Annotated in this window: 19 protein-coding genes and 1 riboswitch; of the genes, 4 read left to right on the top strand and 15 right to left on the bottom strand. The window is 72.5% G+C overall.

The annotated features are described in order from the left end of the window. Positions 1-99 precede the first annotated feature (99 nt). The 11 genes from HC031_RS08590 to thiE all read right to left on the bottom strand — a co-directional run bounded on the left by HC031_RS08590 (position 100) and on the right by thiE (position 9540). A complete protein-coding gene (locus tag HC031_RS08590; protein WP_167924667.1) occupies positions 100-483 on the bottom strand; it encodes a DUF3040 domain-containing protein in 384 nt (127 codons plus the stop codon). Positions 484-659: 176 nt separating this feature from the next. Continuing rightward, positions 660-1934 carry a DNA polymerase IV gene (locus HC031_RS08585; protein ID WP_167924666.1) on the bottom strand — a complete coding sequence of 425 codons (1275 nt, stop codon included), beginning with the start codon at positions 1932-1934 and terminating at the stop codon, positions 660-662. Positions 1935-1955: 21 nt separating this feature from the next. After that, positions 1956-3122 carry an alkaline phosphatase family protein gene (locus HC031_RS08580; RefSeq protein WP_167924665.1) on the bottom strand — a complete coding sequence of 389 codons (1167 nt, stop codon included), beginning with the start codon at positions 3120-3122 and terminating at the stop codon, positions 1956-1958. Between the two features lies 1 nt (position 3123). Continuing rightward, positions 3124-3894: a methyltransferase domain-containing protein gene (locus tag HC031_RS08575; protein ID WP_167924664.1), complete on the bottom strand. Its 771-nt coding sequence runs from the start codon at positions 3892-3894 to the stop codon at positions 3124-3126. Positions 3895-3913: 19 nt separating this feature from the next. Next, positions 3914-5548 (bottom strand): phosphomethylpyrimidine synthase ThiC, encoded by a 1635-nt coding sequence (thiC, locus tag HC031_RS08570; protein WP_167924663.1) that lies wholly within the window; start codon positions 5546-5548, stop codon positions 3914-3916. Beyond that, positions 5548-6336, bottom strand: coding sequence for a bifunctional hydroxymethylpyrimidine kinase/phosphomethylpyrimidine kinase (thiD, locus tag HC031_RS08565; protein WP_167924662.1), 789 nt, complete (start codon positions 6334-6336; stop codon positions 5548-5550). The genes thiC and thiD overlap by 1 nt, the downstream gene beginning before the upstream one ends. Further along, positions 6333-6923, bottom strand: a complete 591-nt coding sequence (locus tag HC031_RS08560; protein ID WP_167924661.1) for a thiamine phosphate synthase — start codon at positions 6921-6923, stop codon at positions 6333-6335. The genes thiD and HC031_RS08560 overlap by 4 nt, the downstream gene beginning before the upstream one ends. Next, the gene (locus tag HC031_RS08555; protein ID WP_338090546.1) at positions 6917-7693 is read right to left on the bottom strand and encodes a thiazole synthase; all 777 of its coding nucleotides are present in this window, start codon (positions 7691-7693) and stop codon (positions 6917-6919) included. Before HC031_RS08555 ends, HC031_RS08560 begins: the two co-directional genes overlap by 7 nt. After that, complete coding sequence (gene thiS / locus HC031_RS08550; protein ID WP_167924660.1) at positions 7686-7886, bottom strand: sulfur carrier protein ThiS; 201 nt, start codon at positions 7884-7886, stop codon at positions 7686-7688. The genes HC031_RS08555 and thiS overlap by 8 nt, the downstream gene beginning before the upstream one ends. After that, complete coding sequence (thiO, locus tag HC031_RS08545; protein ID WP_167924659.1) at positions 7877-8926, bottom strand: glycine oxidase ThiO; 1050 nt, start codon at positions 8924-8926, stop codon at positions 7877-7879. Before thiO ends, thiS begins: the two co-directional genes overlap by 10 nt. Further along, positions 8923-9540: a thiamine phosphate synthase gene (gene thiE, locus HC031_RS08540; protein WP_167924658.1), complete on the bottom strand. Its 618-nt coding sequence runs from the start codon at positions 9538-9540 to the stop codon at positions 8923-8925. The genes thiO and thiE overlap by 4 nt, the downstream gene beginning before the upstream one ends. Next, positions 9534-9644, bottom strand: a riboswitch (TPP riboswitch). Its footprint overlaps the gene before it by 7 nt. 153 nt (positions 9645-9797) lie before the next feature. Between thiE and HC031_RS32465 the strand changes: the two genes are divergently transcribed. From HC031_RS32465 to HC031_RS08520, 4 genes are all read left to right on the top strand, one after another. Then, entirely contained in the window at positions 9798-11150 is a 1353-nt protein-coding gene (locus tag HC031_RS32465) for a hypothetical protein (RefSeq protein WP_205862453.1), read from the top strand. Next, positions 11147-11407: a hypothetical protein gene (locus HC031_RS08530; RefSeq protein WP_167924657.1), complete on the top strand. Its 261-nt coding sequence runs from the start codon at positions 11147-11149 to the stop codon at positions 11405-11407. The genes HC031_RS32465 and HC031_RS08530 overlap by 4 nt, the downstream gene beginning before the upstream one ends. A gap of 81 nt (positions 11408-11488) precedes the next feature. Further along, positions 11489-11950: a hypothetical protein gene (locus HC031_RS08525; RefSeq protein ID WP_167924656.1), complete on the top strand. Its 462-nt coding sequence runs from the start codon at positions 11489-11491 to the stop codon at positions 11948-11950. Positions 11951-12005: 55 nt separating this feature from the next. Continuing rightward, positions 12006-12986 carry an aldo/keto reductase gene (locus HC031_RS08520; RefSeq protein WP_167924655.1) on the top strand — a complete coding sequence of 327 codons (981 nt, stop codon included), beginning with the start codon at positions 12006-12008 and terminating at the stop codon, positions 12984-12986. A gap of 53 nt (positions 12987-13039) precedes the next feature. Here the strand turns inward: HC031_RS08520 and HC031_RS08515 are convergent, their stop codons facing one another. The 4 genes from HC031_RS08515 to HC031_RS08500 all read right to left on the bottom strand — a co-directional run bounded on the left by HC031_RS08515 (position 13040) and on the right by HC031_RS08500 (position 19536). Continuing rightward, positions 13040-16405 (bottom strand): error-prone DNA polymerase, encoded by a 3366-nt coding sequence (locus HC031_RS08515; RefSeq protein WP_167924654.1) that lies wholly within the window; start codon positions 16403-16405, stop codon positions 13040-13042. An 8-nt stretch (positions 16406-16413) separates the two neighbouring features. Next, positions 16414-17973, bottom strand: a complete 1560-nt coding sequence (locus HC031_RS08510) for a DNA polymerase Y family protein (RefSeq protein WP_338090545.1) — start codon at positions 17971-17973, stop codon at positions 16414-16416. Positions 17974-17979: 6 nt separating this feature from the next. Further along, entirely contained in the window at positions 17980-18846 is an 867-nt protein-coding gene (locus HC031_RS08505) for a hypothetical protein (RefSeq protein WP_420813618.1), read from the bottom strand. Positions 18847-19035: 189 nt separating this feature from the next. Beyond that, the gene (locus tag HC031_RS08500) at positions 19036-19536 is read right to left on the bottom strand and encodes an SAV_6107 family HEPN domain-containing protein (RefSeq protein ID WP_167924653.1); all 501 of its coding nucleotides are present in this window, start codon (positions 19534-19536) and stop codon (positions 19036-19038) included. Positions 19537-20090: the final 554 nt, after the last annotated feature.

Below are 20090 nucleotides of genomic sequence, written 5' to 3'. Positions count from 1 at the left end.
GGTAAACCGGCACAAGCGTCCAACATCAGCAACAAACCAATATCAGCAACAAAAGGGACCCGGCAGCGAACGCGGGTCCCTTTTGCCTGAGTTTTCGGATCAGCCGTTGCCTTCAGGGCGCCGACGCCAACGCTCCTCCAGCCGGTCGACGACCGACAGCCGGCGTGGCCGCACGCGTCGGCTCGCCGTCCCACCGACGACCCGCAGGTCTCTGTTCTGTCCTTGACGGTACGACTGCACCGCGAAGACGGCCGCACCGAGCATGACCACGAACCCGGCCACGCCCATCGGGACTGTCTTGCGGAACGCACCGTAGATCAGCAGCGCGATGCCGGCCAGGAACAGCACGGCAGCGATGACTATCCGACGACGCGCATGGAAGCGCGGGTCGGTGGCGCGCACCGCCGAGGCGAATTTCGGGTCCTCGGCAAGCGACCGCTCGATCTGCTCGAACAGCCGCTGCTCGTGCTCCGAGAGCGGCACGGTACTCCTCCCCGGTCATCGAGGGCCGATCCACGCGGATCGACAGACCGTGACAGCCATCCGGCTGCTTAGTCGCAAGTTTACGAGCGGCTAAGCGGGTCGGAAAGCCGGACGACCGTCCAAGCGTACTGTTTTTCCTCGTTCAATGGTCGCAGGCCCCCAAAGTAGTGGGGAGATCACCCTTGGCGCGGGCGTCCGTGGGTGTGTGGCGCCTCGCGCGGCTCGCGCGCGCCGAGCAGGCTGGCCGGGCGCACCACGCCGGCGCCGAAACGGGCGGCCACCGCGTCGGCGGCCCGCTCGGCCTCCCGCCATCCGGAGTCCGGCTCGCCGAGCGTGAGCTGCCGCGGCGCCCCGTCGCCCGAGGACAGCCCCTCGACCCGGACCCCGACCAGCCGGATGCGCTCACCGGTGCCCAGCGCGGTGAACAGCGCCCAGGCGGTTTCGAAGATCTCCCGGGTGACGTCGGTGGCGACGGGCAGGGTCCGGGACCGGTTGAGGGTGCGGAAATCGGCAAGCCGAACCTTGATCACAACCGTGCGCCCCACCTGTCCCGCCCGGCGCAGCCGCCCGGCGGTCTTACCGGACAGCGCCAACAGCGACCGCCTGATCACGTCCGGGTCGGCCACGTCGACGTCGAACGTGGTCTCCGCCCCGATCGACTTCTCGACCTGCTCAGGGACCACCGGCCGCGGGTCGCGCCCCCACGACAGCTCGTGCAGGTGCGCGGCCGCCGCCTCGCCGAGCGCGGAGCGCAGCATGCGCGTCGGCGCGTTCGCCAGGTCGCCGACCCGAACCAGCCCGAGCCGGCGCAGCACCTCGGCGCTGCGCTCGCCGACCCCCCACAGCGCCTCCACCGGCAGCGGGTGCAGGAAGTCCAGAATCCGGTCCGCCGGCACCACCACCAGGCCGTCCGGCTTGGCCCGCGTCGACGCCAGCTTCGCCACGAACTTGGTCGGCGCCACCCCGACCGAGCAGGTCAGCCCCTGCTCGTCGAGGACCCGCCGGCGGATGGCCGCGGCGATCTCCGCCGGCCGGCCGAGCAGCCGCCCGGCCCCCGCCACGTCGAGGAACGCCTCGTCCACCGACAACGGCTCCACCAGCGGCGTCATGTCCCGGAAGGTCGCCATCACGGCGCGTGAGGCGGCGGCGATGGCGGGCCCGTCGACCGGCAGGACCACCGCGTGCGGGCACAGCCGCCGCGCCCGCGCCATCGGCATCGCGCTGCGGACCCCGTACGCCCGGGCCTCGTAGCTGGCCGACGACACCACCCCGCGCGGCCCGTCACCGCCCACGATGACCGGTTTGCCGCGTAGCTCGGGCCGCCGGCGGACCTCGACGGACGCGAAGAACGCGTCCATGTCGACGTGCAGGATCGGACAGCCGGTGTCGTCGGCGTCGGGACCGAACTCCCCCGCCCCGCCGTCTCGCGGTAGTACCTGGCTGCGCCCCACGACCCGGAGGCTACTGCCGACCTACGACAAGTCCGCCGCCGACGCGCCAGCCACCACGAAGAGTGGCACCCGCATCTCGGCCGCGGTGTACGAGCCGTGGAACGCCACCATCCGCGCCACGAACGGCGGCTCGGAGCGGGTCGCGACCACCACGTTGCGGTCGTGGCAGGCCACCACCACGTCGCCGATGCGGGCCAGGTGCTCCTCGGGTACGGGCCCGAACCACCCGGCCGCGACCGCCTCCTCGCGGGGCACGACCCAGGCGCCGTCGCCCAGCACCGCCCGCCAGGCGGCGACGACATCGTCGCGGGCCCCGGGCGCCGTGTACAGGTACCGCACCCGCGCCTCTCCGGCCGCCGCGACGACCCCCGCCCGCAGCCGGGCATCCGTGTCGAGGTCGAACCGCCCCTCGGCGGGGATGTCGAGCTGACCGTGGTCGGCCGTCACCACCAGCGCGGCGTCGGCGGGCAACTCCGCCGCCAGGCGCGTCACCAGGCGGTCGACGTCAGCGGCGGCCGACGCCCACTCGGGCGAGGCCAGTCCGTGCCGGTGCCCGGCCCGGTCGAGATCAGGGTGGTACCCGTAGACCAGTCCCCCCTGGACCCGCAGCGCCGACAGGAGCTCCGTGGCGAGGGCGTCCACCCCGGCGGCGCCCCGGTACGCGGCGCCCCGGTACGCGGCGACGGTCAGACCGCTGCCGGCGAAGTCGGCCCGGCTGACCACGGTCACCGGTACGCCGGCGGCTGCCGCCCGTTCGAACACGGTCGGCACCGGCTGCCACACCGCCGGCGCCGGGTCGTCCCGCCACTCGATGTGATTGAGGATCCGGCCGGTCTGCGGTACGCGGAGGTTGAAGCCGAGGACGCCGTGCTGCCCCGGCGGGGCGCCGGTGCCGACGCTGACCAGGCTCGTCGGCGTCGTGGACGGGAACCCGGCCGTGATCGACCGGGAGTGCCCCAGCCGCCCGGTCGCGAGGTCGGTCAGGGTCGGCGCGTACGGTGCGGCCAACGGGATCTGGTACTCGCCCAGCCCGTCCACCAGCAGCACGGCCACCCGGCGCACGCCCGCGAGCGGTCCGGAGGCCAGCCCCAGCGGATCGGCGAGCCCTGGCGCGCCGAGCGCCGTGAGGACGCCGGGCAGCACGTCGGCCAGGGTGTCGGTGCCGTACCGGGGCTGGACGACGTCCATCTCAGCCGGCCGGGCGGCGGGCGAACAGATGCAGCTGGGTGGCCATCTCCCGGTAGGGCGACAGCGACGAGGTGGCCAGTTCGAAGGCGAGCAGCGCCTCGGACTGCCCTTCCAGCACGGCGCCCGGCAGCAGGTCGGCGACGACGCGTACCCCGTGGGTCTGCTCCACGACCAGCCCACCGGCGGTGAGCAGGCGGGTCGCGGAGTCCAGGTCGAACCGGCGGCGCAGGGTGTCCCGGGCGCCGGCCTGGCCGTCGGAGTCGGTCAGCAGCGCCGTCGCGACGTCGAGGTGACCGCTGACCGCGCGGGCGAGCACGGCCGCGACGCGGTTGGCCACGACCGCGCTCGCCGCGCCGCCCGGTCGCAGGCTCGCGGCGAGCGCCTTGACCACCGTGGCGGGCTCGTCGACGATCTCGAGCAGGCTGTGGCAGAGCACCAGGTCGGCGCTCTCGGGCGGAACCAGGTCGGCCAGGGCGTCACCGTCGCCCTGCATCGCGCGTACCCGGTCGGCCACGCCGGCCTCGGCCGCGCGCCGCGTCAGGGCGGCGAGCGCGTCGGGGCTCGCGTCGATGACGGTGACCCGGTGTCCCATCGTCGCGAGCGGCACGGCGAAGCCGCCGGTGCCACCGCCGACGTCGAGCACGGTCAGCGGCCGGGCCGCCCGTTCGAGCTCGGCACGCAGCACCGACCAGACCGCAGCGGTCCGCGGTGAGGCTGTTCCCCTGGGTCCCTTGGGCTCCACGCACAGGAGCCTACCCGTGCTCACCGCCATGATCGAGGCGAGCCGGCCATCACGGCGCGCGGTAGATCTCGGCTCCGGTCGCCACGAACTCGGCCGCCTTCTCCTTGAGCCCGAGGTCGCGCGCGGCGATCTCGTCCACGCCGTGCTCATCGGCGTAGCGGCGCAGGTCCTGGCTGATCTTCATGGAGCAGAACTTGGGCCCGCACATGGAGCAGAAGTGGGCGGTCTTGGCCGGCTCGGCCGGCAGGGTCTCGTCGTGGTACGCCTGCGCGGTGTCCGGGTCCAACGCCAGGTTGAACTGGTCCTCCCAACGGAACTCGAACCGGGCCTTCGACAGCGCGTCGTCCCAGCCCTGCGCGGCCGGGTGCCCCTTGGCCAGGTCGGCGGCGTGCGCGGCGATCTTGTACGCGATGACGCCCGCCTTGACGTCGTCGCGGTCGGGCAGGCCGAGGTGCTCCTTCGGCGTGACGTAGCAGAGCATGGCCGTGCCGTACATCGCGATCATGGCGGCGCCGATGGCCGAGGTGATGTGGTCGTACGCGGGCGCGATGTCGGTGGTCAGTGGCCCGAGCGTGTAGAAGGGCGCCTGCCGGCACCACTCCTGCTGGAGGTCGACGTTCTCCTTGATCTTGTGCATGGGCACGTGGCCCGGCCCCTCGATCATGACCTGGACGTCGTACTCCCAGGCGATCTGCGCCAGCTCCCCGAGCGTCTTCAGCTCCGCGAGCTGGGCAGAGTCGTTGGCGTCGGCGGTGCACCCGGGCCGCAGCCCGTCGCCGAGCGAGAACGCGATGTCGTACGCGGCGAAGATCTCGCACAGCTCGCGGAAGTGGGTGTAGAGGAAGTTCTCCTCGTGCCGGGCCAGGCACCAGGCGGCGAGGATCGAGCCGCCGCGGGAGACGATGCCGGTGATCCGCTGCACCGTGAGCGGCACGTAGGACAGCAGCACACCCGCGTGCACGGTCATGTAGTCCACGCCCTGCTCGGCCTGCTCGATGACGGTGTCCCGGTAGGCCTCCCAGGTCAGTTTCAGCGGGTCGCCGCCGACCTTCTCCAGGGCCTGGTAGATCGGCACGGTGCCGATGGGTACGGGCGAGTTGCGCACGATCGCCTCGCGGGTGGTGTGGATGTGCTTACCCGTCGACAGGTCCATGACGGTGTCGGCGCCCCACTTCGTCGCCCAGGTCAGCTTGGCCACCTCTTCGTCCACCGACGAGGTGACCGCCGAGGTGCCGATGTTGGCGTTGACCTTCACCAGGAACCGGTTGCCGATGATCATCGGCTCGCTCTCCGGGTGGTTGACGTTGTTGGGCAGGATGGCCCGGCCAGCGGCGATCTCCTCGCGTACCACCTCCGGGTCGAGGCCTTCCCGCAGCGCCACGAACTCCATCTCCGGCGTCACCACGCCCTGCCGGGCGTAGTGCAGCTGGGTGACCGTACGGCCGGCCGCCGCGCGGCGCACGATGCGACCCACGTTGGCCGGACCGGCCGCCGGTACCGAGACGACGTCACCGCGCTCGGCGATCCAGCCGGCACGCAGCGCGGGCAGGCCGGCGACCGGGTCGGTCGCAGGCCCAGATGTGTCGTACAGCCGCACCGGCGGGTTGTCGCCGGACAGCGTGACCTCGGCGAAGGGCACGCGGATGTCGGGCCGCGAACCGGAGACGTACACCTTGCGCCTCATCAGACAGCCTCCCAGGACAGGGGTCCGTGCCCCGCGCCGAGCCGCCAGGTGGCCGACCCGGACAGGGCACGGTGGACATAGGACTTCGCGCCTTCCAGCGCGGTGCGGACGTCGTCGCCGCGCGCCAGGCGGGCGGCGGTGGCGGCCGCGAACGTGCAGCCGGTGCCGTGGTTGTTCGCCGTGTCGATCCAGGGTGTGCGCAGCAGCTCGACCCGGTCGTCGTGCCAGACGACATCGACCGCGTCGGCGCCACCGTCCAGGTGGCCGCCCTTGACGACGACCCAGGCCGGACCGGTCCCGCCCAACTGCCGGGCGGCCGCGATCGCGTCGTCGACGCCGGTCACCCGCCGGCCGGTCAGGACGCCCGCCTCGCGGGCGTTGGGCGTCACGACGGTCGCCAGCGGGAACAGCTCCTCCAGATAGGCCCGCCGGGCCGCGCCGTCGAACAGCTCGTCGCCCGACGACGACACCAGGACCGGGTCGACGACGAGCCGCGGCAGTCGCCGGGCCCAGCGGGCGACCACATGGACGTTCCCGGCCGTCGCGAGCATGCCGGTCTTGACCGCCGCCACGGGCAGGTCGTCGAGGACGGCCGACAGCTGCTCGGCCACGAAGTCCGGCTCGACCGGCCGCACCGCGCGTACCTTCGCGGTGTTCTGCGCGGTCAGCGCGGTGATCGCGCTGGTGCCGAAGACCCCGTGCATCGCGAACGTCTTCAGGTCGGCCTGGATGCCGGCCCCGCCGCCGGAGTCCGACCCGGCGATGGTGAGCGTGACAGGCGGGTTCACGGCATCAGCTCCTTCACCACCGCCGCCGGGTCGTCGGCGCGCATCACCGCGCCCATCACCGCCACCCCGGCGGCCCCTGCCGCGCGGCACCGCGCGGCGCGGTCGGCCGACTCGACCCCGCCCAGGGCGTACACCGGCAGGCCGGCATGCGCGCACAGCCCACGCAGCCGGTCGAGGCCGAGCGGCGGACCGTACCCGGGTTTGGACCGGGAGGGAAAGACCGGCGACAGGGTGGCGTAGGAGCAGCCCTCCGCCGCGGCCCGCGTCAGCTCGCCCGCGTCGTGGCAGCTGCGCCCGACCATGCCGCGCGGCGCGTCCGGCCACGGGTCGGCCGCGGCGAGGTGCTGACCGTCCGCGACGGCGAAGCCGGCCCGGTCGGCCCAGCCGGCTTCGCGGCCGGCCAGCAGCAGCCGCCCACCGGCCGGCGCGATCACCTCGTACAGTCGCGCGGCGAGATCCGCGCGTTCGCCGTCGGGCAGGTCCTTCTCGCGCAGCACCACGGTCCGCGCGCCGCCCTCGACCGCCGCCGCCACCACCTCCGGCAGCGGCCGGCGGGCCTGCCGGCGGTCGGTGAACACGATCACCATGCCGGCATCCCCTCGGTCGGGCTCGACGCCGTCGCGTACAGCCGGCGCGCGATCCGCCCGGCGCGATACGCCAACCGGCCGGCGATCACCGCGTGGCGCATCGCCGCCGCCATCTCCCCCGGCCGCTCCGCGCGGGTCACCGCCGAGGCGAGCAGGACGCCGTCACAGCCGAGCTCCATCGCGAACGCCGCGTCCGAGGCCGTGCCGATCCCGGCGTCCAGGATCACGGGTACGCTCACCGCCTCGCGGATCAGCGCGATGTTGTACGGGTTGCGGATGCCCATGCCGGAGCCGATCGGCGCGCCGAGCGGCATCACGGCCGCGCAGCCGAGGTCGGCCAGCCGCCGCGCCAGCACCGGGTCATCGCCTGCGTACGGCAGGACCGTGAACCCGTCGTCGACCAGCCGCTCCGCCGCTGCCACCAGTTCGACCGCGTCGGGCAGCAGGGTGTCGGAGTCACCGATCACCTCGAGCTTGATCCAGCTCGTGTCGAACGCCTCCCGGGCCAGGTGGGCGAGCTTGACCGCCTCGACGGCGGTGTAGCAGCCGGCCGTGTTCGGCAGCAGCCTGACGCCGGTCTTGTCCAGGACGTCCAGCAGGGTCCCCGGCGCCTGCGGGTCGATGCGGCGCAGCGCCACGGTGACCAGCCCGGTGCCGCTTTCAGTGATCGCGTCGGCCAGTACGGCGTGGTTGGTGGCACCGCCTGTCCCGAGAATGAGCCGGGAGTCGAACGTCTCCCCGGCGATGACGAAATCGTCGCCGCTACCCACCTTGCACCGCCGTGAGGATCTCGATCGCGTCCTGTGCGTTCACCGCGGTCGTGGTCCACGCCGAGCGCGGCACGACCTCGCCGTTGACCGCCACCGCGACGCCGGTCCCGCGGTGGGTCAGCTCCCGGACGAGATCGGCGACGCTGGCCGGACCGGGCAGGGTCCGGTGTTCGCCGTTGACGGTCAGGTCCACAGTGCCTCCCTGTCGGGTGAGAAGGGCTTCAACTGCTGCGGCGGCGTACCGGTGACGACCAGGTCGGCGATCAGGTCGGCGGTGACCGGGGTGAGCAGGACGCCGTTGCGGTAGTGGCCGGTCGCGACGAAGACGCCCGCCTTCAGCGCACCGAGGATCGGGGCGTTGTCGGGCGTGCCGGGCCGCAGCCCGGCCAGGATCTCGCGGACCGGGTACTCCATGACCTCCGGCAGTAGCTCGGCGGCGGGGCGCAACAGGTCGAGCACGCCGCCGACGGTGACGGAGATGTCGGCGCCGCGCTCCTCCTCGGTGGCGCCGACCACCAGCTCGCCGTCGCGGCGGGGTACGAGGTACACCGGCCGGCTGCGCGCGTACCCCCGGATGACGTGCCGCAACGGCGGCGCCGGCGCCGCCAGCCGGACCGTCTGCCCCTTCACCGGGCGGACCGGCAGGCCGGTCAGCGCGGTCGTGCCGGTGCCGGCGGCGACGACGGTCACGTCAGCGTCCACGCTGGACAGATCGGTGACCTTCACGGGTACGACGCGGTCGCCGACGGCCTTGCGCAGCGCGGCGAGGACGCGGCGCGGGTCCACCTGGCGGTCCTGCGGGGCGTGGGCGCCACCGCGCACGCCGGGCGCGAGCAGCGGCTCCCGCTCCCGCAACTGCTGCACCGACAACGGGTGTACCGGCTGGCCCGCCCGCTCGTAAACGCCGCACAGCCGGTGTACCTCGCGCAGGTCGTCGCCGGTGAGCGCGACGAGCAGCGTGCCCTCGTCGCGGTAGCCCACCGGGACCCCGGTGGCCTCCTCCAGCTCAGCGGCAAAGCCCGGCCAGAGTCGGGCGGAGGTGTCGAGCAGGCGCTGAAGCTCCGCCTCGCCGGCGTGGATCTCGCTGGCCGGCGCCAGCATGCCGGCGGCGACGGTGGACGCCTTCCCCTCGTCGGCGTCGTAGACGGTGACGTCGAGGCCGCGCTGGACGCAGCGCCACGCGACGGCGAGGCCGATCAGCCCGCCGCCGACGACGGCGACCCTGGCCGTCACCGCAGCGCCTCCCGTAGTTCGAGGGTCACCTTTGCCGGATCGGCGGCCTCGCTGACGGCGCCGACGACCGCGACGCCGTACGCGCCCGCAGCGGTCAGCTCACCGACCCGGTCCGCGGTGACCCCACCGATCGCGATCACGGGTACGGTGACGGACCGCGCGACCGCGGCGACCCCGGCGGGGCCGATCGGGTCGGGCAGGCCGTCCTTGGTTCGCGTGGCGTACGCGGGACCCACCCCCAGGTAGCTGGCGCCGTCCGCGACCGCCCGCCGCGCGGACTCCGGGTCGCGGGCGGTGGCGCCGAGGATCCCGTGGGGGCCCAGGATCTTGCGGGCCACGTCCACCGGCAGGTCGTCGGCGCCCACGTGCCCGCCGTCGGCCCCGGCCGCGAGCGCGACGTGCAGCCGGTCGTTGACGAGACAGGTGGCGCCGCTTTCCCGGCACATCCGCAGGATTTCCCGGGTCAGCCCATAGGCTTCCCGGTCGGTGGTGGCGTCGGGTACCCGTACCTGAATCGTGTCGGCGCCCACCGCGAGCCCGGCGGCGACGACGGACAGCACGTCGCGGCCCGGCCGCGCATCGGTGATGACGTGCAGACGCCCGATCGAGGGCATCGCTCCTCCCTCCCTGCGCCGGCATGATCCGGATCAGGTTCGACGGTCGGGGGCTGACAGCCCCCCTCTCAGCCCGGTTACACCGGACTCCCGTGGGTTGTGCTCATGCTGACCCTAGTCACCTCGCGTCGCCAACACAATGCGGGGCGCCATTGTCGGCGCCGGGCCCCGTTGTCGTCTTGATCGACGGGCAGCGGCGCTGGACGGGATTGACTACGGTGACTCGAACCAGAGCAGCGAAGTCACGGGGGTGATTCGTGGTCGGGCCGCCGAACCCGCTCATCGCCGCGCGCCATGACTCAACCGACGTCTGGGACGGGTTCGGCTTGGCCGAGGACATCCGCGACCTCTCCCACGGGATCTCATCGGGCAACTGGGTCGACCTGAGCCTCGGCGGGTTCGCCGCGTCTATGGACGCCCTCGGGTTCGTCGTCGACCCGCTCGGGTCAGTCGTGTCATGGGGCGTCGCGTGGCTGATGGAACACGTCAAGCCACTCTCGGACGCCCTCGACCGGTTCGCCGGCGATCCGGATCAGATCACCGCGTACGCCCAGACCTGGCGCAACGTGGCCGGCGTGGCCTCCTCGGCGGCCGCCGAACTGTCCGACGCCATGGCACGTGATCTTGCGCAGTGGTCCGGCGCGGCCGCCGACGCCTACCGTCAGCATGCCGGCTCACACGTCGGCGCCATCACCGCCACCGCCGAGGCCGCCGGCACCATCGCCGTGATCACCGAAGCCGCCGGGCTCGTCGTCGCCCTGGTACGTAACCTGGTCCGGGACCTGATCGCCGAGTTCGTGTCGGTGCTGTCGGTACGGCTCTGGGAGTGGCTGGCAGAAGAGGCCTGCACGCTCGGCATCGCCACCCCGGCCGTCGTCGCCCAGGTCAGCACGCTGGTCGCCAAGTGGACCGCCAAAATCGCAGAGTTGATCAAGGGTTTGGCGAGCAGCGTGCGACGGCTGGCACACGAGGCCGGAAGTCTCGACAAGCTGATCGACCTGGTGCGGGGCAAGCTCACGAAGAGCGGAAAGGCCGTGGACGAGGCAGCCCAGCGCATGCGGATGGGCGACCGCGCGGCGGCCGACATTCCGGGTACCCCTGACGGGCCCACACTTGCTGGTCGGCCGGCCATGCCAGGAGACCCGATGCCTGCCGTCCCCGACGATTCCGCGACGGTGGTCCAAGGGCATACGCGCTCGGTCGATTTCAACAACGTCAGCGTCCTGTATTCGCGGTCGGGCGCCCTTTCCAACCGGGAGGTCGCCGATGGTGACGTCGGCCTACCCCGAACAATGGAGACCGTGAGCCACTATGCGCGGCTAGCAGAGGTGGATTTCCACGGTGCACCGGTCGAAATTATTGAGAGCGCCGACGACATCGCGTACCTGGATTTCCAAAATGCCATCGCACGGACAGATGTCGACGGTATTCAGCTAGGGCCCGCGTCCTTCCAAGACGAAGAGACCCTCGTACGGACTCTGGGACACGAGAGCGTCCATGCCAGGCAGTATGCGGACGGCAGGATAAGCACGGTCACTGGACCGCTCGAGGATGAGGCGTACGCTGCGGAAGACAGGTTCGTCGAGAACTGGAGGAGGAACTCGAGGTGACGGAGGCAAGCCCGTCCCGGCTCGTGATCGAGCGGGTCGACAAGCTTTCATCTCGTCCCTGGCCCCTGGTGACCGGCAGGCTGGAAGGAAAGAGGCTGACGGTTGGCCAGCGAGTCATAATCCGACAGCACGATTCTGTCGAGACTCCCGCCACCATTAAGGGAATCGAGTTACATACCGCCCCCGGCATGACAACCGTAGCGATCGACGTACCGCACGAACAGATCGAGATCGGTTCGGTACTCACGGCACCGTGATGTTGATTATCGCGCAAGCGACTGCCGACCAGCCGTTACAGCAATCCCGACCGAAGCGAATGCCGAGGAAGGGAGGTGCCGGTGCGGGTAGACCTTGAGGCGTGGTTGATCGAGGACGGCAAGATCGAGCCGTTACGCAAAGGCGACACGCTCGTCTGCGGGGTGGAGATCGCCATCGAGGAGTTGGCTCCCCTGCCCGTCGGCCAGCCCCACCGGGTCAGCCTCCTGGACGCTGAACGCTTCGCCTACGAGGTGGCGGGACGGCCGCTTCACCCGGACTGGCTGGGGCGCGGCCTGTGGGTCGTGGAGGCGGAAGGAATCCAGTTCTGGCCGGCCACGCCGGGGCCGATGCCGCCGGCACCGGCGTCGGAGGTGCGCATCGTCGGCCCGCTCTCGGTGCCCTGGCAGCACGTCGGTGGCAGTCCCCTGGCACGACAATGGCGGGTGACGCGGATCCTGCGTGAGTCGACCGAGGTCGATCACATCGCCCGCTGGCCGGACGCGCGCCGTTACGCACTTGACCTTGAGACGACGGCCACCTGATGGGATCGCGTCGACCGGGGTCGCCGGAGCGCGGTCGCAGCGCAAGGATCGAATCATGAAATACACGCGACTTGGCTCCACCGGCCTGAAGGTGTCCCGGATCTGCCTCGGCATGATGAGCTACGGCGACCCCGACGTGCGCGCGTGGGCGCTCCGCGAGGACGAGGCCGAACCGATCGTGCGCCGCGCGGTCGACGCCGGGATCACCTTCTTCGACACCGCCGACACCTACTCCAACGGCGCGAGCGAGGAGATCACGGGCCGGCTCCTCGGCCGACTCTTCCCCAACCGCGACGACTACGTCCTCGCCACGAAGGTGTTCAACCCGATGGGCAAGGGCCCCAACGACCGGGGCCTGTCCCGCAAGCACATCATGTCCGGCATCGACGCGTCGCTGCGACGCCTCGGTACCGACTACGTCGACCTGTACCAGATCCACCGCTTCGACCCGGAGACGCCGGTCGAGGAGACCATGGAGGCGCTCCACGACGTGGTGCGCGCCGGCAAGGCCCGGTACATCGGCGCGTCCAGCATGTACGCCTGGCAGTTCGCCAGGATGCAGTACACCGCGGACCTGAGGGGCTGGACGCGGTTCGTGTCGATGCAGGACCACTACAACCTGGTGTACCGCGAGGAGGAGCGGGAGATGATCCCGTTCTGCGTCGACCAGGGGGTGGGGATCATCCCGTGGAGCCCCCTCGCCCGGGGCCTGCTCACCGGCACCCGCGGCCCGGGCGGCGAGAAGCGGACCCTGCGCGCGCAGACCGACGAGTTCGGCGACACGCTCTACACCGACGAGGACTTCGCCGTGGTGGACGCGCTCAACGCGGTGGCGCAGGAGCGGGGTCTGCCGCCGGCCCAGATCGCCCTCGCCTGGCTGCTGTCCCGGCCGGGGGTGACGGCGCCGATCGTGGGCGCGACGAAGGTGAAGCACCTGGAGGACGCGGTCGCGGCGGTCGATGTGAGCCTGAGCGCGGAGGAGATCAAGCGGCTCGAGGCCCCGTACCGCCCGCACCCGATCCGCGGGCACCAGTAGCACGTGAATCTTGGGGAGTTTGACACCGTATTCGATGTCAAACTCCCCAAGATTCAACGAAAGTCACGCGACCCGGGACGCACCGGCAGGGTCAGCGGCGCCAGGTGGTCGGCGCGCAGGTTGACCACACCCTCGGCCCGCTCCAGGGTTCCGCGTACGACGAGCGCCGACGACGTCCGCGCGGTTTTCCGGTAACGGCTCCACAGCCCCGGTGAGCAGGTGATGTTGAGCATGCCGGTCTCGTCTTCGAGGTTGATGAAGGTGACCCCGGCGGCGGTCGCCGGGCGCTGCCGGTGGGTGACGAGGCCGCCGACGAACACCCGCCTGCCGTGTTCGATCGTGGGCAGACGCTCGATCGGCACCGCTCCGATCCGATCCAGGTACGGGCGCGCGAACTGGGCGGGGTGCGCGTCCGGCGCGAGCCCGGTGGCCCACACGTCGGCGATCATCCGCTCGACGGCGTCCATGCCGGGCAGCATCGGCGCCTCGATACCGGTCGTCGTCCCCGGCAGCCGGTCCGGTTTCTCCTGGGCGGCGGCGCCGGCCGCCCACAGCGCCTCCCGCCGCGACAGCCCGAAGCACGCGAACGCGTCCGCCGTCGCCAGGGCCTCCAGGTGCGCGGTGGTCAGCTCCGCCCGCCGGGCCAGATCGGCCATGTCGCGGTAGGGGCCGCCGTCGGCCCGTCGCGCTTCGATGCGCTCGGCCACGCCGGCCCCGAGGGTACGCACGGACTCCAGCCCCAGCCGAACCACCGGACCGCCCCGGCCCCACTGGTGGGGTCGCCTTCCCGGCGTCTCCCCTGCTATCGGCGGCTCCAACACCGCCTTCGCGTTGCTTGCATTGACGTCCGGCCGGCGGACCGTCACCCCATGCCGGCGCGCGTCGTCCACAAGGGACTGCGGTGAGTAGAAGCCCATCGGCTGCGCGTTGAGCAGTGCCGCGCAGAACGCCGCCGGGTGGTACCGCTTGAGCCAGGCGCTCGCGTACACCAGATAGGCGAAGCTCATCGCGTGGCTTTCCGGGAAGCCGTAGTTGGCGAACGCGGCGAGCTTGTTGTACAGGTCCTCGGCGAGCTCACCGGTGATGTCGTTGGCCGCCATGCCCGCGAACAGCCGGTCCCGGATGGCCGCCATCCGCTCAAGAGAGCGCTTGGAGCCCATGGCCCGGCGCAGCTCGTCGGACTCCCGCGGCGTGAACCCGGCCACGTCGATGGCCATCTGCATGAGCTGCTCCTGGAACAGCGGCACCCCCAGGGTCTTGCCCAGCGCGTTCTCCAGCAGCGGGTGCGCGAACGTGACGGGCTCCTGCCCGTTGGCGCGCCGGATGTACGGGTGCACCGAGCCGCCCTGGATCGGGCCGGGCCTGATCAGCGCCACCTCGACCACCAGGTCGTAGAACTTCCTCGGCTTGAGCCGGGGCAGGGTCGCCATCTGCGCCCGGCTCTCCACCTGGAACACCCCGACCGAGTCGGCCCGGCACAGCATCTCGTAGACCTCAGGGTCGGTCAGTTCCATCGTGGACAGATCCCAGCGCAGGCCGATCATGTCGTACGCGTAGTGCAGCGCCGACAGCATGCCCAGCCCCAGCAGGTCGAACTTGACCAGCCCCACCGCCGCGCAGTCGTCCTTGTCCCACTGCAGGACGGTGCGGTTCTCCATCCGGGCCGGCTCGACCGGGCAGACCTCGATCACCGGCCGGTCGCAGATGACCATGCCGCCGGAGTGGATCCCCAGGTGCCGGGGGAACGTCAGCAGCTCATTGGCGTACTCGACGACCTGCGCCGGGATGTCCTCGTGGTCGGCCACCGCACCCCAGCGCTCCAACTGCTTGCTCCACGCGTCCTGCTGCCCCGGCGAGTATCCGAAGGCCTTGGCGACGTCGCGCACCGCCGACTTCGGCCGGTAGGAGATGACGTTGGCGACCTGGGCCGTGTGGTGCCGGCCGTACTTGCGGTAGACCTCCTGGATGACCTCCTCACGCCGGTCGGACTCGATGTCGACGTCGATGTCGGGCGGCCCGTCGCGCTGCTCGGACAGGAACCGCTCGAACAGCAGCCCGTGCGCGACCGCGTCGACGTTGGTGATGCCCAGCGCGTAGCAGACCGCCGAGTTGGCCGCCGAGCCCCGCCCCTGACAGAAGATGTCGAACCGGCGACAGATCTCGACGATGTCGTAGACGATCAGGAAGTACCCGGGGAAGTCGAGCTTTTCGATGATGTCGAGCTCGTACGTGAGCTGCTCGTACGCCTTGGGGTGTTCTTCCCGGCTGCCGTAGCGGCGCGCCGCGCCTTCCATGGTCAGGCGGCGCAGCCAGTCCATCTCCGACAGGCCGGGCTCGGGTACGGGGTAGGCGGGCAGCCGCGGGGCCACCAGCTTGAGGTCGAAGGCCAGCTCACGGCCGAACGCGGCGGCGCGCTCGACCGCTCCGGGGTAGGCGGCGAAGCGCTCGGCCATCTCGGCACCGCTGCGCAGGTAGGCCGTACCCATGGCGGGCAGCCAGCCGTCGATCTCGTCGAGGCTGCGCCGGGCGCGGACCGCGGCGAGGGCAGCGGCGAGGCGGCGGCGCCCGGGCGTCGCGTAGTGCACGTTGTTGGTCGCCACGGTCGGTAGCCCCGCATCCTTCGCGAGCGCGGCGAGGGCGTCGTTGCGCTCGTCGTCGTCGGGGTGGGCGTGGTGGGTCAGCTCGACGGCGACGTGCTCGGCGCCGAACAGGGCGGTCAACCGGTCCAGTTGCGCCGCGGCAGCCGCTGTCCCTTCGGTGAGCAACGCCGCCGGTACGTGGCCCTTGCGGCAGCCGGTGAGCACGAGCACGTGGTCACGTAACTCGGCCGCGACCTCTTCGAGGTCGTAGACCGGGCGGCCTTTCTCCCCTCCCCGCAGGTGCGCCTCGGACATCACCCGGGACAGCTTCGCGTAGCCGGCCGGCCCGCGGGCGAGGACGAGCAGGTGCCGGCCGACCGGGTCGGGTACGCCGTTGCGTCCCCGCGGAAACGCTCCGCGTTTCCGCGGGGACCCCGGCGGCGGGCCGGGCAGGTCCAGCGACAGCTCCGCCCCGAAGATGGTCTTCAGATCGAGGGCGCGGGCCGCCTCGGCGAAGCGAACCACGCCGTAGAACCCGTCGTGATCGGTGATCGCCACCGCTTCGAGGCCCAGCCGGGCCGCCTGCTCGACCAGCTCTTCGGGGTGGCTGGCACCGTCGAGGAAGCTGAAGTTGGTGTGGCAGTGCAGCTCGGCGTAGGGGGTGGTGTCCTCGCGGCGCGTAAGCGGGGGTGCACTGTATTCGGGGCGCTTGCGACTCCACGCCGGCGAGTCCCCGCCGTCGGCGTCGACCGCGAGCGGGTCGATCACCGGCGGACCGGGCCGCCCGGACAGGACCCGCTCCAACCGCGACCACGGCACGTCAGGGTTGTTGAAGCCCATACCCGCTCCTAGTCATAGACGGCCTCCAGTACCCATCGGCCACCGGACAACGACATCAGGAAGGCCTGGCCGTCGGAGAGCAGCAGCTGGAAGCGCACCCGCCGGTCGGCTTCGTCCGGCGCCCACCAGCGCTCGTCGACCGGCCACGGGCCGGCCCAGCCCCACACCTCCACCGGGCGGCCGTCGCCGACGGTGACCAGGGCCGGCTCACCGGTCACGGCCAGCCGCCCGGTGACCCCGACCGGCGTCCCGTCGGCGGTGGTGACGCAGGCCGGCAGCGGCTCGGGCAGGATCGTGGCGGGGGCCGGGGGCGGCAGCCGGCCCGGCCACGGCGGCTCGCCAGAGCCGCCTCCGGAGCACGGCTGATCGGACTCACCGGAGCTGCGCTCATCCCCCCAGGGCACCAGCCGGACCCGGCCTCCCGCCGACCGGCCACCTCCCAGCTCGGCGAGCACGACGGCCTCCGGCCCGATGAGCCCCTGGACCCGGGTCAGGGCGCGGTGCGCCCGGTCGCGCTCCTCGCCCGCCTCGCCCCACAGCCCGAGCTGCAACCCGGCGTGCTCGACCACCCCCTCGGGGACCAGCCGCAGCGAGACGAGGGCCGAGGTCGCCACCGAACGCTTTCCCGCGGTGGTGAGCCAGCCGTCGAGCTGCCAGCGCACCCGGTCGGCGATGCCGGCGGCGCTCAGCAGCCCGTCGTGGCGCCAGGTGCGGTACAGCTCCTCACCGTGCACGGTGCGCGCCTCGATCCCGAGGCGGGTGCAGGCCAGCCCGTGCCCGGCCAGGCGCTGGTGCAGCTGCTCGGCGAGGGCCCGGGCGGCGAACGCGGCGGCGTCGACCCGGTCGACCGGCTCGTCGAACTCCTGCGTCACGTCCAGGTCGGGTGGCGGTTGGCGGGGGGCGAGCGGGTGGGCGTCCCGACCGGCCGCGAGCTGGTGCGCCAGCGCCGCGTCGAACCCGAACCGGGCGAGCACGTCGCCCGCCGGCAGCGCGGCGAAGTCCCCGAGGGTACGGATGCCCAGCCGGCGTAGCAGGTCGACCAGGGCGGGCCGGCCGAGCGCGCCGACGTCGAGGCCGGCGAGGAACGACGTGGTCCGGTCGGGCGGTATCAGCCGGCCGGCCCGCGCGGCGAGGGTCGCGGCGAACACCCCGTCGGCGATACCGACCTGCGCCTCCACGTCGCACGCCTGCGCGACGTGCTCGACCAGCAGCTCGGCGGCTGCCTCCTCACTGCCGAAGTACCGGGCCGGTCCGCGGGCGGCGACCGCGCACACGCCGGGGCGGACGACCTCGACCCCGGCGGCGAGCTGTTCGACCGCGGCCAGTACGGGCTCGAACGCGCGCGTGTCCCGGCCGGCGTCGTGGTCGACGACGACCAGCCGCGGGCAGCGCCCCTGCGCCTCCCGCTTGCGCAGCCCCCGGCGTACCCCGTCGGCGCGGGCGGCCGGCGAGCAGGCGAGCACCCGGCCCGCGTGCAGGACGGCCACCGGACCGTGCGCGGGCACGCCTTCGACGATTCCGGCGGCGATCACCGGCCAGTCCGGACACCACAGCACCAGCGTCCGCACCTCCGGTTACCCGGTCGCCTCGAGGACCCGCTCGCGATCGTGGACAGTCGGCGGGGCTGTCAGCCCGTCCACCGTCCACGATCGCTGAAGGGCCGGCCACCACACCTCGGTGCGCTTGGGCGCGGCGGCGGCGCCCCGACCGCGCGCCATGATCGTGAGCTGCCGGCAGCGCAGGCGGCCCCGGCCCCGGCCGAGCCCGTACCAGACGCCGCGTACCGCGTCGAAGGTGATGTCGGCGCCGGGCAGGTGCCCGTAGGACACGAGCACGCTTCCGCGCTGCCTCGCCCGAGCGGCCAGCCGGCTCGCGGTGGACGGGGCGATCGGGCCGGGCGGCGCCGCCACCACGATGTCGACGCCGTCGAGCAGCGCGGCGACGACCGTGGTCCAGTCGGGCCCCGGATACGGAACGAGAGCCAGCCGGTCGAGGGCGATACCGGCCTCCGCGGCGGCGACCGCGCCGAGCGTGGGCACGCCGACGACCGCGCACCACGAACCGGCCCCCGAGGCAGCGGCCAGCAGCGCCAGCAGGAGGGAGGTCGCGCCGATGGACCGGGTCTGCCGAGCGCCGCCGGCCCGGGCGGTGCCGTCAGCCTGGACGGTGCCGCCGGCCCGGGCGGTGCCGTCAGCCCGGGCGTCCGTGACGTCGGCTGTGGTGGCGACCGCGACGGTGGCGCCGCGGCGCAGCCCTCTGCCGGGCAGCAGCGCCCGTAACTCGGGCAGGACCGGAAGGAGCCGCTCACTGCCGAGCGCGTCGACGGCGTGGTCGCTGGCCCGCCGAACCGTGCCGGTCAGCGCGGCCGCCCGGACGATGGCCAGCCCCTTGCCGGCGCGGTCGCCCAGCGCCCGGGTCACGTCGGCCAATGCCCGGTTCACGTCGCCCGGCGTCCGGATCACCGATCTCGGCGCGTCAGATACGTCAGGTGCGTCAGACGTGTCGGATGCCGCCGGCGCGTGCGGCGACGTTGCTGTAGACAAGCCGGCCACCGCCCGCTTCTCCCCCCGTTGATGTCCTACTCCGGGCCCCCAGCCCGGTGATGTGAGTCGTCGTGTGCGCCCCTGGCGTCAGCTCGCCAGGCGGCCGCCGTTCAACAGCGACTGGTAGGACAGGCCGAGCGCGACCTCCACGATCGCGATGAACTGCTCGGCGGCGCGGATCAGGTCGTCGGCTTCCCGGGCGGTGACCACCCGGGGGATGCCCGCCTCAGCGGCGGCCCGCTTCTGGGCTCCGGCAGCGAAGAAGGAAGCCCACTCGCTCAGCTCCGGCGCGACCAGGACCAGCAACTCCCAGACGCTGGTGACACGACTGCGCCGGCCGGGTGCCGGGCGGGCCCGGGCGGCGAGCACGGCGGCGGCGGCGCGCAGCGCGGCGAGGTGCGCGGTGGCGTAACGCAGCCCGTCCTTGCGGGTCTCGCCCGCCTCTTCCAGCCCCTGCCGGGCGAGCGAGAGCAGCTCCCGAGGGGTGCGGTGAGGGAGCGCGTGTGCGGGGACGGGGAGCTCCTGGCGCCCGTCCTGGGCGGTAACGGACCTGGGGCCGGGAACGGGCTTGGGTCGGGTCGTCGGCATCAGGTCTCCCTCGGGTGCGCATGGTGGTCGAAGGCCGCTGCGGAGGAAGACGCAGCAGCGTTGCCGGCCAGGCGTGGCGCTTCCCCACACCACGCCCGGCCAGCGGACCGCCAGCCGCCGCCCGGGGGTCGGGGGCGGCGGCTGGCGGCCCCGCTGTGAGGCCGGCCCGCGATGACCGGGCCTCGAGCGGTGTCGCGAACCGCTCCCGGAAGGGGCGCCGCGAATCGCCCCTTCCGAATGATCGAACGAGTGTTCGAACTGGAGATAAGACTACACCGGCCCCCCGACAAAAACTCAATGCTCGCGGAGAAATTTCGAACAGAAGTTCGAACGGTGCCGATCGCGGGTCGCGCTCCGCCTTCAAGATCTGCGCAGTTACGCCGTAACTGCGGTCTCCGGCGCCGCGGTGACCGCAGTTTGGCCCACACTGTACGGATCTTGAGCTCCCACCCGAGCTGGCCCGCCTCGGGGCGCCCGCGCTCGCCGCCGCGCCCCACCGCACCCCACCGCGCCCCGCCCCGCTCGCCGCCGCGCCCCGCCCGCCCCGCCCGCCC

Source organism: Planosporangium thailandense (genome assembly GCF_011947195.1).
Lineage (GTDB): Bacteria > Actinomycetota > Actinomycetes > Mycobacteriales > Micromonosporaceae > Planosporangium > Planosporangium thailandense.
The sequence above is the reverse complement of the archived record's forward strand: the minus strand, read 5'-3'. Positions and strand labels throughout refer to the sequence as shown.